Annotated in this window: 15 protein-coding genes and 1 pseudogene; 10 read left to right on the top strand and 6 right to left on the bottom strand. The window is 53.1% G+C overall.

Going from position 1 to position 14,141, the window contains the following annotated elements; all coding sequences use genetic code 11:
• Window positions 1-3 precede the first annotated feature (3 nt).
• From F0Q32_RS05110 to F0Q32_RS05075, 8 genes are all read left to right on the top strand, one after another.
• On the top strand, window positions 4-354 hold the full coding sequence (locus tag F0Q32_RS05110) for a phage tail protein (RefSeq protein WP_149462211.1): 351 nt from the start codon (window positions 4-6) through the stop codon (window positions 352-354).
• Window positions 354-1,124 carry a phage minor tail protein L gene (locus F0Q32_RS05105; protein ID WP_188016829.1) on the top strand — a complete coding sequence of 257 codons (771 nt, stop codon included), beginning with the start codon at window positions 354-356 and terminating at the stop codon, window positions 1,122-1,124. The genes F0Q32_RS05110 and F0Q32_RS05105 overlap by 1 nt, the downstream gene beginning before the upstream one ends.
• Before the next feature lie 12 nt (window positions 1,125-1,136).
• A complete protein-coding gene (locus tag F0Q32_RS05100; RefSeq protein WP_149462209.1) occupies window positions 1,137-1,868 on the top strand; it encodes a C40 family peptidase in 732 nt (243 codons plus the stop codon).
• Window positions 1,856-2,455, top strand: coding sequence for a tail assembly protein (locus F0Q32_RS05095; RefSeq protein ID WP_054528465.1), 600 nt, complete (start codon window positions 1,856-1,858; stop codon window positions 2,453-2,455). The genes F0Q32_RS05100 and F0Q32_RS05095 overlap by 13 nt, the downstream gene beginning before the upstream one ends.
• Window positions 2,456-2,510: 55 nt before the next feature.
• On the top strand, window positions 2,511-6,071 hold the full coding sequence (locus F0Q32_RS05090) for a host specificity protein J (RefSeq protein ID WP_149462208.1): 3,561 nt from the start codon (window positions 2,511-2,513) through the stop codon (window positions 6,069-6,071).
• 10 nt (window positions 6,072-6,081) lie between these two features.
• Complete coding sequence (locus tag F0Q32_RS05085; protein ID WP_147251875.1) at window positions 6,082-6,381, top strand: hypothetical protein; 300 nt, start codon at window positions 6,082-6,084, stop codon at window positions 6,379-6,381.
• 35 nt (window positions 6,382-6,416) lie between these two features.
• The gene (locus F0Q32_RS05080; RefSeq protein WP_255475148.1) at window positions 6,417-7,019 is read left to right on the top strand and encodes a hypothetical protein; all 603 of its coding nucleotides are present in this window, start codon (window positions 6,417-6,419) and stop codon (window positions 7,017-7,019) included.
• Between the two features lie 72 nt (window positions 7,020-7,091).
• A complete protein-coding gene (locus tag F0Q32_RS05075; protein WP_149462206.1) occupies window positions 7,092-8,423 on the top strand; it encodes a phage tail protein in 1,332 nt (443 codons plus the stop codon).
• A gap of 102 nt (window positions 8,424-8,525) precedes the next feature.
• Here the strand turns inward: F0Q32_RS05075 and F0Q32_RS05070 are convergent, their stop codons facing one another.
• Both F0Q32_RS05070 and F0Q32_RS05065 read right to left on the bottom strand, forming a co-directional pair.
• On the bottom strand, window positions 8,526-8,765 hold the full coding sequence (locus F0Q32_RS05070) for a hypothetical protein (protein WP_149462205.1): 240 nt from the start codon (window positions 8,763-8,765) through the stop codon (window positions 8,526-8,528).
• A complete protein-coding gene (locus tag F0Q32_RS05065; protein WP_149462204.1) occupies window positions 8,765-9,004 on the bottom strand; it encodes a DinI family protein in 240 nt (79 codons plus the stop codon). Before F0Q32_RS05065 ends, F0Q32_RS05070 begins: the two co-directional genes overlap by 1 nt.
• Window positions 9,005-9,081: 77 nt before the next feature.
• Between F0Q32_RS05065 and F0Q32_RS05060 the strand changes: the two genes are divergently transcribed.
• Window positions 9,082-9,402, top strand: coding sequence for a hypothetical protein (locus F0Q32_RS05060; RefSeq protein WP_188016828.1), 321 nt, complete (start codon window positions 9,082-9,084; stop codon window positions 9,400-9,402).
• Here F0Q32_RS05060 and F0Q32_RS05055 read toward each other — a convergent pair whose 3' ends face one another.
• The 3 genes from F0Q32_RS05055 to yedE form a co-directional block, all read right to left on the bottom strand.
• Window positions 9,403-10,071 (bottom strand): SOS response-associated peptidase, encoded by a 669-nt coding sequence (locus tag F0Q32_RS05055; RefSeq protein WP_149462202.1) that lies wholly within the window; start codon window positions 10,069-10,071, stop codon window positions 9,403-9,405.
• Window positions 10,072-10,428: 357 nt separating this feature from the next.
• Window positions 10,429-10,662 (bottom strand): sulfurtransferase-like selenium metabolism protein YedF, encoded by a 234-nt coding sequence (yedF, locus tag F0Q32_RS05050; RefSeq protein ID WP_108475236.1) that lies wholly within the window; start codon window positions 10,660-10,662, stop codon window positions 10,429-10,431.
• Window positions 10,659-11,873 carry a selenium metabolism membrane protein YedE/FdhT gene (gene yedE, locus F0Q32_RS05045; RefSeq protein WP_149462201.1) on the bottom strand — a complete coding sequence of 405 codons (1,215 nt, stop codon included), beginning with the start codon at window positions 11,871-11,873 and terminating at the stop codon, window positions 10,659-10,661. Before yedE ends, yedF begins: the two co-directional genes overlap by 4 nt.
• A 181-nt stretch (window positions 11,874-12,054) precedes the next feature.
• Between yedE and yedD the strand changes: the two are divergent.
• Window positions 12,055-12,465 (top strand): annotated as a pseudogene (gene yedD / locus F0Q32_RS05040) (lipoprotein YedD); the annotation flags it as partial.
• 106 nt (window positions 12,466-12,571) lie between these two features.
• On the opposite strand, the gene amyA reads toward yedD, so the two are convergent.
• Entirely contained in the window at window positions 12,572-14,059 is a 1,488-nt protein-coding gene (gene amyA / locus F0Q32_RS05035; protein ID WP_149462199.1) for an alpha-amylase, read from the bottom strand.
• Window positions 14,060-14,141 lie beyond the last annotated feature (82 nt).

The raw sequence follows: 14,141 nt of genomic DNA, 5'->3' as shown, positions 1-14,141 counted from the left end.
AATATGGCAGTTGAAACATACAGCTGGCGCTCGCAGCTCGGTGCTGGGGCGATTGAATATAGTCAGGCAGTACGCGCGGCGCAGTTCGGTGATGGCTACGAGCAGGTGGCCGATAACGGGATTAACTCCACGGCTATTCAGGTCCATATGAAGCACACGGGCAACGAGTCGGAAGTGGACAGGATTCGTGATTTTCTCCTCGCTCATACCGTGAAAGCTTTCATCATTACGCCGCCAGGTGAAGAGAAGGGACTTTACCGCGTCGTAGCCGATTCGGTTCGTAAAACGCAGATCAGCAGCAAATATGCTGAGTTGACGTTCACCATCAAACGGGCTTACGGAGTGTACGCATAATGGCATTAGTCGATCAGGCGGCGATGCTGGCACCAGGTGGCAGAGTCCGCCTGGTTGAAGTTGACGCCTCAGAGTTCAGTGGTGGTATCCACCGTTTCCACTACGCACCTTTCCCCCATACGCCGGAAGAAATTGATGCTGCCAATGGAGATGAACAAAAGCTCGGACCCAAGCCTATCTTCTTCGGTGGCAATACCTACGATTTTTGGCCGTTTCAGGTTTCAGGCCTGGAGCTATCAACAGACCAGGCAGCGGAGCCCACTCTCAGTGTCTCAAACCTTGACGGCCATATCACTGCGCTGTGCCTGCAATTTAAGGATATGGTTAACGCTAAAGTGAGCATTATCGACACTTACGCGGTTTATCTCGATGCCGTGAATTTTCCTGGCGGTGTAAATCCTACAGCCGACCCGTCGATGTTCACGCTTCAGACCTTCTGGCTTGACACCAAAACCTCCGAAGACGACGAGGTAGTTACCTGGTCACTCAGCAGCCCGGCCGATTTGCAAAATCTGGTCATTCCTACACGGCAAATCACCTCCCTCTGCGAGTGGGCGCTGCGCGGGCAATACCGTAGCGGCGACGGCTGCACCTACAACGGCACGGCGTATTTTGATGCGAAGGGTAATCCTGTCGCTGACCCGGCGCTGGATGTGTGCGGCGGCTGCCTGAGTGACTGCCGTAAGCGGTTTGGTGCCGGGCTGGCAGAGCCTAATACCGCGACCCTTGATTTTGGGGGCTATCCAGCCACCGTGCTTTTTTCCCGATAACCGGACGTACCAATGAATAAAACCATAATGGCAGCTATCCGGGCGCATGCACTGGAGGAATCCCCACGCGAGTGCTGTGGCTTCGTTATTCAGTCTGGCCGTCGCCAGCGCTACATTCCCGTGCCGAATACGCACGAAAATCCGACAGAGCATTTCCGGATTGACGGCGAGCACTGGGCAAATGCCGAGGATGCGGGGACGATTATTCGCGTCATCCACTCCCACCCTGGCGACGGTGCCCGGCCTATTCCGTCCGATCTGGACCGACAACAGTGCAATAACTCCGGCGTGGTATGGGGTATTTACGCTCCGGACAGCGATGAATACGCCGAGATAATGCCGGAGGCGGTGCCACTTATTGGGCGTCCGTTTATCCTGGGCTCGAATGACTGCTGGGGGCTGATTATGGACTGGCATGCCATCCAGGGCGTCACGCTGAACGATTTTCGCGTCGATTACCCATGGTGGGAAAGCCAGTACCCGGACAACCTCTATTTCGAAAACTGGGAGCGGGAAGGGTTCGTCGAGTGCGATCCGGCACCTGGCTGTATGGTCATCATGCAGGTTGATTCCGATAAGTGGAACCATGCGGGCATCATCACTGAAGAAGGTGAACTGCTCCATCACCTTTACGGCCAGCCTTCATGTATTACCCCGTATGCCCGCGGCTATTTCAAAGACCGCACGATGATCTGCGTTCGTCACAAAGACCTGCCGCAGGAGATAAAGCCATGGCGCGTTTAACCACGATTCGATTGTATGGCGCACTGGGCGCCCGGTTCGGGCGCGTGCATAAACTGGCAGTGCAGACATCTGCCGAAGCGGTCAAAGCCCTGTGTATCAACTTCGACGGGCTGGAAGACTATCTAATGAATGCAAAAAAAAATGGCATGACCTTCGCGGTGTTTCGCGGTAAGCGCAACATAGGCGTGCAGGACTTCCAGGAGCTGGCAGGCGATAGCGATATTCGCATAGCGCCAGTTATGGAAGGGGCGAAGAAGGCCGGCATGTTCCAGACAATCCTCGGCGCCGTGATGGTTGTTGCTGGCGTAATTATTGGAGTAACGACCAACTGGACAGGCGTTGGCCTGACCTTTGGGGCCGGACTTATCATGTCGGGCGCGTCAATGATGGCCGGCGGTATTTACCAGATGCTTTCGCCCCAGCCCAAAGGGTTACAGGGGCGAGACGATCCTGACAATAAACCCTCATATGCCTTCGGTGGCTCGGTGAATACCCTTGCGATGGGTAACCCGGTGGCGCTTCTTTATGGTGAGCGCGAGATTGGCGGCGCCATCATCAGTGCCGGCATAGTCGCAGAAGACATCTGAAAACTCCTTTCTGAATATCAAGCACCCAATTGGGTGCTTTTTTTATGGATGTAATATGGAAGCGATCACTGGTGCAAAGGGTGGCAGCCAGAAGCAGCACACACCTGTAGAACAGCCCGATTCGGCTCAGTCAATGGCACGCTGCCGCATGCTGCTGGCGCTCGGGGAGGGGGAGTTTGCTGGTGGCCTGGATGCGACCCGGATATTCCTGGACGGTACGCCGTTGGGAAATCCCGACGGAACGATGAATTTTGAAAATGTGTCATGGGATTTCCGGCCTGGCACACAGACCCAGACACCAATACCGGGATTCCCTGCAGTCGAGAATGAAACTACGGTTGGGGTATCGCTGACAAAGGCCACACCATGGACCCGCGCACTGAGTAACACCCAGATTGACGCGGTGCTGGTTCGTATTGGCATCCCTGGGTTACAGCAGCAGGAAAACGATGCGGATATTGTCGGCACTACGGTTCAGTACCATATTGATCTGGCGGTGGACGGTGGCGCTTACTCGACAGTCATGACTAAAACCGTGACAGAGAAACTCAGTTCTCTCTATGAACTGACCCATCGCATTAATCTTCCGAAAGCCAGTACAGGCTGGCAGATTCGCGTGGTGCGTGACACCGATGACAGCACCAGCCAGATGTTGCAGAATAAAACGCAGGTACAGGCAATCACTGAGGTGATTGATGCGCGCCTGCGTTATCCCCATACGGCGCTGCTGTATGTGTCGTTCAACGCCAAATCGTTCAACAATATCCCGAAGGTTTCCTGTAAACCTAAGGGGCGCATTATCCGCATCCCTTCGAATTACGATCCGATAGCCCGAACCTATAGCGGCACATGGGACGGGACGTTTAAGTGGGGCTGGACGAATAACCCGGCATGGATCTGGTTCGATGTGCTCACTGAGCCGCGTTTCGGACTTGGCCGACGCGTCACGGCGCAGATGCTGGATAAGTGGGAGCTTTACCGTATTGCCCAGCGTTGCGATCAGAAAGTACCTGACGGGAAGGGTGGCGACGGTACCGAGCCGCGCTTCATGTTTGATGTCTACATCCAGTCGCAGGCTGATGCGTGGCAGGTAATCAAAGACATCGCCGCAGGGTTCAATGGCATGACGTTCTGGGGCAACAACATGTTCAATGTTGTCTCGGACATGCCGGCGGATACGTCGAAGCTGCAAATCCTTACCCGCGCTTCGGTGGTGGGCAAACCGGTTTACTCGAGCGGCAGTGAAAAGACCCGCTTCTCCAGCGCGCTGATTAACTTCAGCGACCCTGACAATCACTACCAGGACCGCACAACAGCGGTGATGTTCCCGGACCTGGTTAAGCAGTTCAAGTTTAAGCAGACGCAGATCACCGCAATCGGCTGTACGCGCGAGAGCGAAGCACAGCGCCGTGGCGGGTGGGCTGTGTATTCCAACTCACTCGACCGGATTATCACGCTACAGACCGGGCTTGATGGCTATGTCTACGTGCCGGGTACCGTGTTTGCATTTGCTGACGAACGCCTTTCAGGGCGTGTTTATGGCGGGCGTATAACCGGATATAACGCCGGGTTGAAGGCTGTGACAACCGATCGGGGAACCAGTGCCGTTGCGGGTGACACGCTGATGATCCGCACACGGGGCGGTACCGTTGAAAGCAGGGTGATCCAGGCCGTAAACGGCACGCAGCTGGTGGTCGCCACGCCTTTCACGGCAGAGCCGTTACCCAACGCTGTTTTCGTCATCGATGCCGGGCAGTTGCGCCTGCAATACTTCCGTGTTACGAACCTGAGATTTGATGATGAAGAAAACACCTTCACAATCACCGGGGCCGAATATAACGCATCAAAATATGATGCGGTCGACAACAATGCCCGCCTGGACACGCCGCCAATCAGTCTGATACCAACCGGCCTCGTTAACCAGCCGACCAATATCGCGGTAGCGAGCTATGACGCAGTGCGCCAGGGGCAGCGAGTGGCTACCCTGACGGCATCCTGGGATGCGCCGGTCGACAAGAACGGCAAACCACAGGCGGATGTCATAGCCTATCGGGTGCAGTGGAAGCGCGGCGACAATGAGTGGGTTAACGTACCGGAGACCGGTCTTCGCAATATCGAAGTGCCTGGCATCTTCGAGGGTGATTATCTGGTCCGTGTACGCGCGATCAACTCCGGCGGTGCATCGAGTCTCTGGGCAACTTCCGCGCTTACACACCTGAAGGGACGCGCGGGTGATGTACCCAAACCTGTCGGGCTTAAAGCCTCCGAAGACGTCGTATTCGGGATTAACGTCACCTGGGGATTCCCGGCGAATACCGGCGACACCCTGAGCACTGAGCTGCAATACAGCATTGCCGCTGACGGTTCGAATCCGATGCTTTTGGCATCTGTACCGTATCCGCAGAAACTTTATCAGCAGATGGGGCTGAAGGCGGGGCAGGAATTCTGGTACCAGGCACGGCTTGTCGACAGGATCGGGAATCAGAGCGGATGGACCGACTGGGTGCGCGGACAGGCCAGCATCGATGTATCCGATATCACCGATGCAATCCTGGAGGATATGAAGGACTCAGTGGTTTTCAAAGACCTGATTGAGAATGCCGTCGACACCAGTGAGAAAGTCGCTGGCATGGCTGATGATATTAAACAGGCTAACGAGGAACTGGAGCAGCAGGCGAAGGATATCGCCAAAAATGCCCAGGACGTCGGGAAGGTTCAGACCAGCGTTAATGAGCTTTCGAGTACGGTCGGTGAAGTGTCGTCTTCCCTCTCTGAGCTTGAGCAGACCGTTGCGACGGCTGATACCGCGCTGGGCCAGCGAATCGACAGCATCAGTGTGTCTATGGACGGCATGACGGGAGGGGTCAAGAACTCAGCGATTGCCATTATCCAGAGCAACCTGGCGCAGGTCGCCACGCGGAAAACGCTCTCAGCCACGGTTGCCGGAAACAGCGCGCAGCTGGACCGCATCGATCAGGTTATCGTCGATGAGAAGCAGGCAACAGCCGAATCACTGCTGAGCCTTGAGACGGACGTCGCCGGTAATAAAGCCTCGATTAACAGCCTGAGCCAGACTGTTTCGAATTATCAGCAGGCGACGGCGACACAAATCAACGCCATCACCGCGACGGTGGAAGGGCATACGTCCTCCATCACGACGAACGCTAACGCAATTGCCGATATTAATGGCGATTTATCCGCGCTGTACTCAATCAAAGTTGGTCTGGCCAGCAACGGGCAATACTACGCGGCGGGCATGGGGATTGGCGTTGAGAACACGCCCAGCGGCATGCAGTCGCAGGTGGTATTCCTGGCGGACCGCTTTGCCGTGACAACGGCTGTCGGCGGCGTGACGACGCTACCGTTCGTTATTCAGAATGGACAGACGATTATCCGGGATACCGTAATCGGTGATGGAACTATCAGCAACGCCAAAATCGGTAACTACATTCAGTCCAATAACTATGTCGCGAACAGCACCGGCTGGCACATCAATAAAGACGGAACATTTTATATAAATGGCAGCGCGGGAACCGGTCGGATGGTTATCAGTAATACATTGATTCAGATTTACGATAACAATAATGTTCTGCGCGTTCGTATGGGCTTATGGTAAGGAGTTGATTATGCCTCAAGGGGTACAATGCTGGGATGCATCAGGCAATCTTGTCGCTGACATTGGTGATTATAATTGTCGTTATGTGGGCTCTCTGGTTATTTCAGTACCTGCAAGTGCGACGGTCGTTACCACAAGTTATGCAGGTGCAACAGCAGCTGGTTACTTTGCGGTGCCAGTATCGGTATCAGCGGGCCGTGAAATTGGATATTACTACTGTCGGGCATACGATGGAGGGATAAGAACATTTATTCTTTTAAAATATGCTTATGCCCATACAGTGACTGTTAATGTGTATGCATTCATATGAGCGGATTCCAGTCCTTTAATACAGCAGGGGCGAAGGTGGTCGACTCTGACTTTTACTGTACTTATTATCGTGATTCAAAAGTTTACTCTACCATTTCCGATACTGGCTATTTCGAAATTTCAACGCCACTTGGCAACGGTACGGATATGGGATTTGCAATAAACCCCTTTCCTTACAATAACGATTTGCAGTGGTTCAAGTTCAATAACAATGCGAAGGTTATCTTCGGTTACCCTTACATGACGGCTAATGCGGGAACAATGGCTCGTACTGGCTATGATGTCACAACCACAAGTGGCTATGTCGATGTGTTCAACGCCCAGGGAAAGCTTGTCTGGTCAGCCGTGACAGCTGCAAAAATACCGCGCGTGACAGGCTTCTTTGAAATACCTGCAAATTATGATTTAGATAACACAGCCTATTCACAGAGCATTGGAACGAACAGCTGGTTACTGGCCAGCGACTGCCCGGGGAATATCAATACAGACGGTACTGTTTCCGGATATTCAGGTTTGTTTTTTAAATTCTCGGGAGGCACGCTGCAGGCTGTCTGGATAAATCGAAATCAGGTGTCGTGGGCAAATACCTTAAAGCCATACGGCCTAAAGATTCCATTCGCTATTCTACCGAATATTTAACGATATAGTCAGTTCATACATTTATTAAACTTCAAACCCGCTCCGGCGGGTTTTTTTATGCCTGGAGAAAATATGATTTATAACACCGGTACCATCAGCATCAACGGGAATACCGCAACCGGCACCGGGACGAACTGGACAGCAGCGGCAAGCCAGATTCGCGTGAGCCAGACCATTATTGTGCTCTCTAACCCGGTCCAGATGTTTCAGATTACCGCTATCAACAGCGGCACATCGTTAACCGTTACCCCGGCTGCGTCACCGGCACTGAGCGGACAGAAGTACGGCATCCTCGTTACCGATAGCCTCTCAGTCGATGGCCTGGCGCAGAGTATGTCTCAGCTCATTAATGAGTACGACGAGAATATCGGAGCATGGGAGACGTTCGCCAGCACTTCAGCAAATCAGAGCGTAACCGTAACGATTAATGGAGTCAGCGTTACTATTCCCGCACTGGGTAAATTGGCCCAGAAAGGTTCTAACGGGGCAGTTCCAATAGCGCAAGGTGGACATGGCGGAACGACAGCAGCAGACGCTCGCACAAACCTCGGTTTAGGAAGTAGCGCTACGAAAGATGTCGGGGATTCTGGAGATAATGTCGTGATGGCCAACAACCTCCATGCTGCCTTTATGAAAGCCACACCGATGCTAGTCAGTAATCAAGCATCCGATTTCGGTAGTAATTTTAATTTGTTACCTATAGGTGACTCTGCTATTGGATTAAATGCTTCAAATGGTATGGCATCAGGGCCTGGCATTACGGGCCAGCACTGGGCTATTTTGTCTCAATATGGATGGGGGCATAAGTTTCTTATAGACTGGATTTATTCAGGTTCTGCCGTGCATTTAGGTACTCGTTTTTATAATGCATCTGGTGAAGTTACAGGTTGGACTATTTTTTATAATAACAGAAATACAACTAAAGCCAGCGATGGCACGCTCAAAGCAGCCTCTCCAATCGTGCAGGTCTATACCGATGGTTCATGCCATCTCAACGATGAATCTGAAGGCTGTACAGTAACAAGGCTGAGCGTCGGAGAATATCTCATTGAAGGCTGCACTGGTCTGAACGCTGACGCTGCCTGGGGTGGCATAGACGGCGGTTTTGATATCCCCACAGACCGTAATAAGCAGCCGTTAATCTGGCTTGATTATGAAGTGAATGCAGATGGTTCCGTGCTTGTAAAAACCTATCATCGTACGAATCCCGGCGCACCGGAGTTCGCTCGTAATGAAATTGATGGCCTGGCTGATGGAGACCCGGTCGATATTCCGACAGATCAGTTTGTTTCTGTTCGTGTTCAGATGCCAGCTTGCAGTATCTGGAATCAAAAGCAGGAAGAGGCAATTGATGCGATGAGGAAGTTCGAGTCTGAAGAGCCGACCGATTCTCAGCAGGGCTAACTAACAGTGCCGCAGCCGCGCTGATTATCGTAATGGGCTGCGGCAGCGGCCAGGTTGTTCATGCCCTGGCACGTGCAAAAAGTATATAAGTTAATAATGCTGTCACCACATGTTTTGCCCGATTTTGGTTGCCGTACTGATAGCCTCAGCCGGTTCTTTGAAAAGTCTTGCAGTGGCCAAGCCCCATCTTCCATCTTTGTGTATCATCAGAAAGTAGTCGGATAACTCTTCTTCGTCTCTAATTACGGCAAAGGTGAGCATATCCGGCGATGGAGTGGGTAGGATGTTATCTGGTGGAAAGTAGATTCTGACACCAGAGATAATGATGTTATCGATGTCCATCAGTCTGCCACCATCCACATATCAGACTCTTCAAACATTTCCTCAAGCATGCGGTTAAGCCGCTCTTTCTCTGTTTTCGTACAGTCACTGTTTAGGGCGTTCGCCTGCATCGGTTTCACCTTCACATCTGCATCAGGAAAAATCCGGTGAACACGTTTAGTAAGCTCTGACAGGATGATTTCACGAGCACCCGGAAGTCCTGCCACATTGCGCTTGTCATAAACCAATTCCACAAACATTTTAGCTTCCCTCTTTACTGGTTGGATATACAGTATTTATACTGTGTTTTTATCCAGTGTCAAGTATGGGGGCAATCATGGGTTTTCCATCGCCAGCAAAAGACTATATTGAACGCACGCTCACCATAGAGACTATCTGCGGCGTCACGGCTAACAGCCTGGTGATTGAGACATCGCATGGACTTGCGGTGATAGAGAAGGGTATGAAGCCCTCGCCGGATAGCACCTACCTGATTTCGTACTCAGGAGGCTGTCACTTTGCCAGGCGTAGAGGTGATGCACTGATAACGGTCGATGGTGAGGTTCTGGAAGGTGATGTTTTGGATGAGGTGGATGTGAAGGGAGTTCTGACGCATCTGATTAACCGGGCCACCGATGATGATAGCCCGGTAATTTAATCAGACGGGCTCGATTAACTCCGGGCCCTGATTCTTCACATTGCCGACGGCGCGCGAGACTGCGTGCCAGATAAATGCATCTGCTGACACAGAACCGTCAGCAACAATCTCCTCTGCTTCTTTCCCGCCTACATCCTGCCTCATCCATTCGCGCGCTGCCTCCGGTGAGAGGACCAGTGGCCTGCGGTCGTGAATATCGACCAGTCCTTTATCGGCAGACGCCGTGACAATTAGAAAGCCTTCTGCTTCATCGCCACGTTCAAACGGCGTACTGCCTATCGCTGCCATGAATATCGGCTTACCGTCCGCCCGATGAATGAAGTACGGCTGCTTCCTGTCGCCTTCCTTCTTCCATTCGAACCAGCCATCAGCAAAGACTATCGCCCGGCCATGTTGCCAGAGTGGTTTGAACATCCTACTGGTGGCCGCGGTTTCCACACGTGCGTTTATCAGAGGCGGCTTATCCCACCATCCTGGAGCATAGCCCCAGTAAACCGGATCGAGGTGTAGTTGTTCGTCTCGTTCGCTCAACAGCAAAACTTTAGTGCCTGGCGCCACGTTGTACCGGCCAATCGGTTCCGGGTCGAACGGGATGTCACGCTCGGCCTCTTCAGCGATTAACGCCAGGTAATCTTCACGGGTCATTGATTGAGAGAAACGTCCGCACATGGAAACCTCCAGTAGTCGAACTGAAAGTATAGAAGAGGATAATTGCTGAAATGGAATGGGGCATGGATGGGACATAAATGGAGGGGGATTCTTGGGGGAACTTGGGTAGGGATGGTTTTTAACGACGCCAACCAACTGTTATGTAATGCGCTCTTGGACGATCTTTGTCGTTTATGAAAAATACATGCTCATGTGATGGGCATGCAGGTGTAATTGATGGGTAAGTGCGTGCGGGTTCCCCTCACCCTAACCCTCTCCCACAGGGAGAGGGAACCGATTGTGCTCAGTGTTGAATTCTGCGTCGGTTTTCGCCCTCTCCCTGTGGGAGAGGGCCGGGGTGAGGGGAGTGCAAACAACTCACTTCTGAATCAAATACCGAATCGTGGGCCCATCCTGCTGAATATCCAGCACGGTATAGCCGTAGTTGCGGGCGTCCAGTGGAATGTTGTTGATCGACTGCGGGCAGTCGCTCACCACTTCCAGAATTTCGCCTTTTTTCAGCTGCGGCATCGCTTCAAGCGTGGCGACTGCCGGGTACGGGCACGGCTCGCCGACCATATCCAGACGGTAATCAGGCACGATATCTTTCATGCTATCTCCTTCGCCGTGACAACGGCAGACTGATTCTTGCGTTTAAAGAAGTGTTTTTCCCAACCGATGATCAGCATCAGCGCCGCAAACAACAGAAGGTAAGTTACCAGCAGACCGCCCGTCGGGCCGAAAGTGTTGAGCAGGTTGACTTTATCCCAGTTGGTTGCCAGTGCCGGGGAAATATCATCCCAGTAGTAGGCGAGAATGGTTGAACCGATGACGTTGCCAATGCCCACCCACCAGAAATGTACCTGACCTTCCACCGCGCGATACATCCAGCCGGTTTCGCAACCGCCTGCCAGCACAATACCAAAGCCGAACAGCAGACCGCCAATCACCGCATTTGGGCCCGCCCACATGATTTTGGCTTCTGCTCCCAACTGAACATAACCGAAAATACCGATAGCGCTGGCCGCCATACCGAAGATAATCGCTTTCGCCATATGCGTGCGCCCGGTGATCCACATATCGCGGAAGGCTGAGGTAAAGCAGATTTGCGCGCGTTCAATCAGCAGGCCAAAGCCAACGCCGAACAGCATCGCGAGGCCGAGTTTGGGTTTATCGATGGCGGTAAACAGCCCCCAGCCAACGATGCCGATAAACACCAGCATGCCCAGACGGAAACGGCGACGCGCCTGATCCGGTTTTTGCGTTAACGGCGATGCGGCAGAGACTTTCTGCATTTTTACCGGGATCCGAAACAGCGGCAGCAGGGTGAAGCGCGCGCCGAACCAGGAACCGATCGCGGTTGCCACGGCGAAGAACCAGGCGTGCAGCGAGAACTGAGGGATCCCGGTGAAGAATGCGGCCAGATTACAGCCCATCGCCAGACGCGCGCCGAAACCGGCAATCGCGCCACCGATGATGGCCTGCAGGATACGCACGCGGCTGCGTGGCATGCGCAGTTTGACGTTATTGGCCCACAGCGCGGCGGCAAAGCAGCCACCGAACATGCCAATAATCATCATGCCGTCGATGCGGGTCAGCGGGGTGCCGTCGAGGTGAATCAGTTTGTAGTATCCCCACTCTTCAGCGTGAACGCCTGCCAGTTGCAGCAGTTGTCCACCCCAGCGGGTGAATTCGCCGGTCACCGCCCAGAAGGTGCCGGTAATACCAAAATAATAGGTGGAGAGAATACCGGCCGCGATAACCGCCGGGGCAGGGGCCCAGAATTTGATCAGGTACGCCTGTTTGAAGTGTTGCCAGGTCATGGTGCTAGCCTCTGAACTCAGAAGGATCGAAAGAGCGGGAATTCTACGCTGCAATATTCATCTGGCGAATGCTTTTTGCGTAAAACCTCGAACAGATCAATTTCAGACAACGGACGTGAAAGGGTGGCGAGCTTAAGGCTATAATGTCACAATATTTTTTTCTCCGTGTGCAGGATGAATCATGAAAAAATTAGCAATGGTTGCCGCGCTGATGACGCTGGCAGGCTGCGTGCAGGTCGAGAACTATAAAGACGTGGTGAAAGCGCCCGCGCCAGAAGGGCTGGTTGGTTACTGGCAAACGAAAGGGCCACAGCGTTCGCTGGTCAGCCCGGAAGCCATCGGCAGTTTAATCGTCACCCGTGATGGCGATACGCTGGATTGCCGTCAGTGGCAGCGTACGATTGCCGTGCCGGGCAAACTGATGCTGCGTGGGGATGAGCTGTATAACGTGACCGAAAAACGCGATGTCTATTCCGTCGATCGCGAAAACGGTACGCTGGACTATGATGGCATGACGTTACAACGCGTCGATCGCCCAACCATCGAGTGTATCGCCGCGCTGGAGAAAAAACCGCTGGCGAGCGCGTTACCGACAGAGCTGCCAGCCACGCAGCCGGAAACGCAATCCAGCAGCGTGCCTGCGGATATCGTTCCCATCAAATAAGTGTTAACCCGGCGGTTCTCCCGCCGGGTCTGTTTTACAGCACATCCTCCAGAACCCACACGCTGACGCCTCCCCCCTTACAGGTGAAGGTGGCGCTGCCCGCATCGTCGGTCTCAACAATTTCTTCCCGGTTATTGAGGAAATCCTTCCAGCGTTTGTTGGCGTAATTTTCGCCAAGCGTAATGGCTTTCTCGCCATCGTCGCCGTTAGACATGACCACCACGCAACCCGGCGCGTCGTCAGTGCCACTGCGGCTGAAGGCGATACAGTTGGGATGATCGAACCACAGCGTTTGCACACCGTGGGCAAAGCGCTGGCGAGCGTCGATTAATTCATGTAGCTGTTCAATCACCGGCATATCGATGGTGTAAGTGTCGCCGTCGCCACCTGTGTCTTCATAGTGTGCCCCAAAAAGATCGGGATAAAAGACGGAAGGCACACCGTTTTCCCGCAGCAGGATCAGCGCATAGGCCAGCGGTTTAAACCAGGCTTCAACCGGGGCCTCCAGCGCCTGAAGCGGTTGGGTATCGTGATTGGCGACCAGCGTCACCGCGTGGAAGGGATCGGCTTCCACCAGCGTGCCGGTGAAAATCTGGCTCATGTCGTAATCCGCGCCCATGCGTGAGGCTTCATGGAAATGCATCTGCAATGGCGCATCGAACAGCATCGTCTGGCCGTCGACCTGATCGATATACTGTTGCAGTTTGTCCACTTCATGCGACCAGTATTCGGCCACAATAAACAGCGGTTTGGGCGCCACCTCCTGAACGTGCTCAATCCACTCTTTATAAAACCAGGCCGGAATATGTTTTACCGCGTCGAGACGAAAACCGTCGCAGTGGGTTTGATCCATCACCCAGCGTGCCCAGTATTTAATCTCTTCAGTGACCGCGTGATTACGAAAATCAATATTTTCGCCCATCAGGTAATCAAAGTTACCCATCTCATCATCAACCTGATCGTTCCAGCCTTCGCCGGTATAGTCGTTAACGACTTTGAAAATACCGTCTTCGGTCGGATCTTCAATATGATCGACCCCGCTGAAGCATTTGTAATCCCATATGAATTTTGAATATTGTCCCGCGCGCGCGGGGAAGGTGTAGCGTGTCCAGGCCTCGCACTCCACAATCTCTTCATCGATCTGCGTGCGGTCGTCCTGGTTAACCCGCTGCACGCGAATGCGCTCTTTCTCATCTGCCCCCATTTTGTGGTTCACTACCACGTCCAGCAGTACCGCGATATCGTGCTTTTTCAGGGCGTCAATAGCCGACAGTAGCTGACCTTTATCACCATATTTAGTGGCAACGGTTCCTTTCTGATCAAACTCGCCTAAATCGAACAGATCGTAGCTGTCATAGCCTACAGAATAGCCGCCAGAAGCGCCTTTATAGGCCGGCGGCAGCCAGATCATGTTGATACCTATTTCATTCAGGTTCGGCGCAAGCGCCTCAACTTCGGGCCATAATTCGCCGCCCGTAGGGTAATACCAGTGAAAACATTGCAAAAGGGTGGGGTTGCGCATACCTGCTCTCCGTGTAAGGCGACACAAGTAATATAGGTGTGAAATGCGTGCGGCGCGATATTTGGACAAAAATCACGCCGCG

This window comes from Pseudocitrobacter sp. 73 (assembly GCF_008369545.1).
Classification (GTDB): Bacteria; Pseudomonadota; Gammaproteobacteria; order Enterobacterales; family Enterobacteriaceae; genus Pseudocitrobacter; species Pseudocitrobacter vendiensis.
This window is presented reverse-complemented; position numbering and strand designations above follow the sequence as displayed.

Bases quoted from the DNA above. Each gene is read 5' to 3' on its own strand.
- F0Q32_RS05110 (WP_149462211.1), top strand. From the start codon at position 4: ATGGCAGTTGAAACATACAGCTGGCGCTCGCAGCTCGGTGCTGGGGCG.
- F0Q32_RS05105 (WP_188016829.1), top strand. From the start codon at position 354: ATGGCATTAGTCGATCAGGCGGCGATGCTGGCACCAGGTGGCAGAGTC.
- F0Q32_RS05100 (WP_149462209.1), top strand. From the start codon at position 1,137: ATGAATAAAACCATAATGGCAGCTATCCGGGCGCATGCACTGGAGGAA.
- F0Q32_RS05095 (WP_054528465.1), top strand. From the start codon at position 1,856: ATGGCGCGTTTAACCACGATTCGATTGTATGGCGCACTGGGCGCCCGG.
- F0Q32_RS05090 (WP_149462208.1), top strand. From the start codon at position 2,511: ATGGAAGCGATCACTGGTGCAAAGGGTGGCAGCCAGAAGCAGCACACA.
- F0Q32_RS05085 (WP_147251875.1), top strand. From the start codon at position 6,082: ATGCCTCAAGGGGTACAATGCTGGGATGCATCAGGCAATCTTGTCGCT.
- F0Q32_RS05075 (WP_149462206.1), top strand. From the start codon at position 7,092: ATGATTTATAACACCGGTACCATCAGCATCAACGGGAATACCGCAACC.
- F0Q32_RS05070 (WP_149462205.1), bottom strand. From the start codon at position 8,765: ATGGACATCGATAACATCATTATCTCTGGTGTCAGAATCTACTTTCCA.
- F0Q32_RS05065 (WP_149462204.1), bottom strand. From the start codon at position 9,004: ATGTTTGTGGAATTGGTTTATGACAAGCGCAATGTGGCAGGACTTCCG.
- F0Q32_RS05060 (WP_188016828.1), top strand. From the start codon at position 9,082: ATGGGTTTTCCATCGCCAGCAAAAGACTATATTGAACGCACGCTCACC.
- F0Q32_RS05055 (WP_149462202.1), bottom strand. From the start codon at position 10,071: ATGTGCGGACGTTTCTCTCAATCAATGACCCGTGAAGATTACCTGGCG.
- yedF (WP_108475236.1), bottom strand. From the start codon at position 10,662: ATGAAAGATATCGTGCCTGATTACCGTCTGGATATGGTCGGCGAGCCG.
- yedE (WP_149462201.1), bottom strand. From the start codon at position 11,873: ATGACCTGGCAACACTTCAAACAGGCGTACCTGATCAAATTCTGGGCC.
- amyA (WP_149462199.1), bottom strand. From the start codon at position 14,059: ATGCGCAACCCCACCCTTTTGCAATGTTTTCACTGGTATTACCCTACG.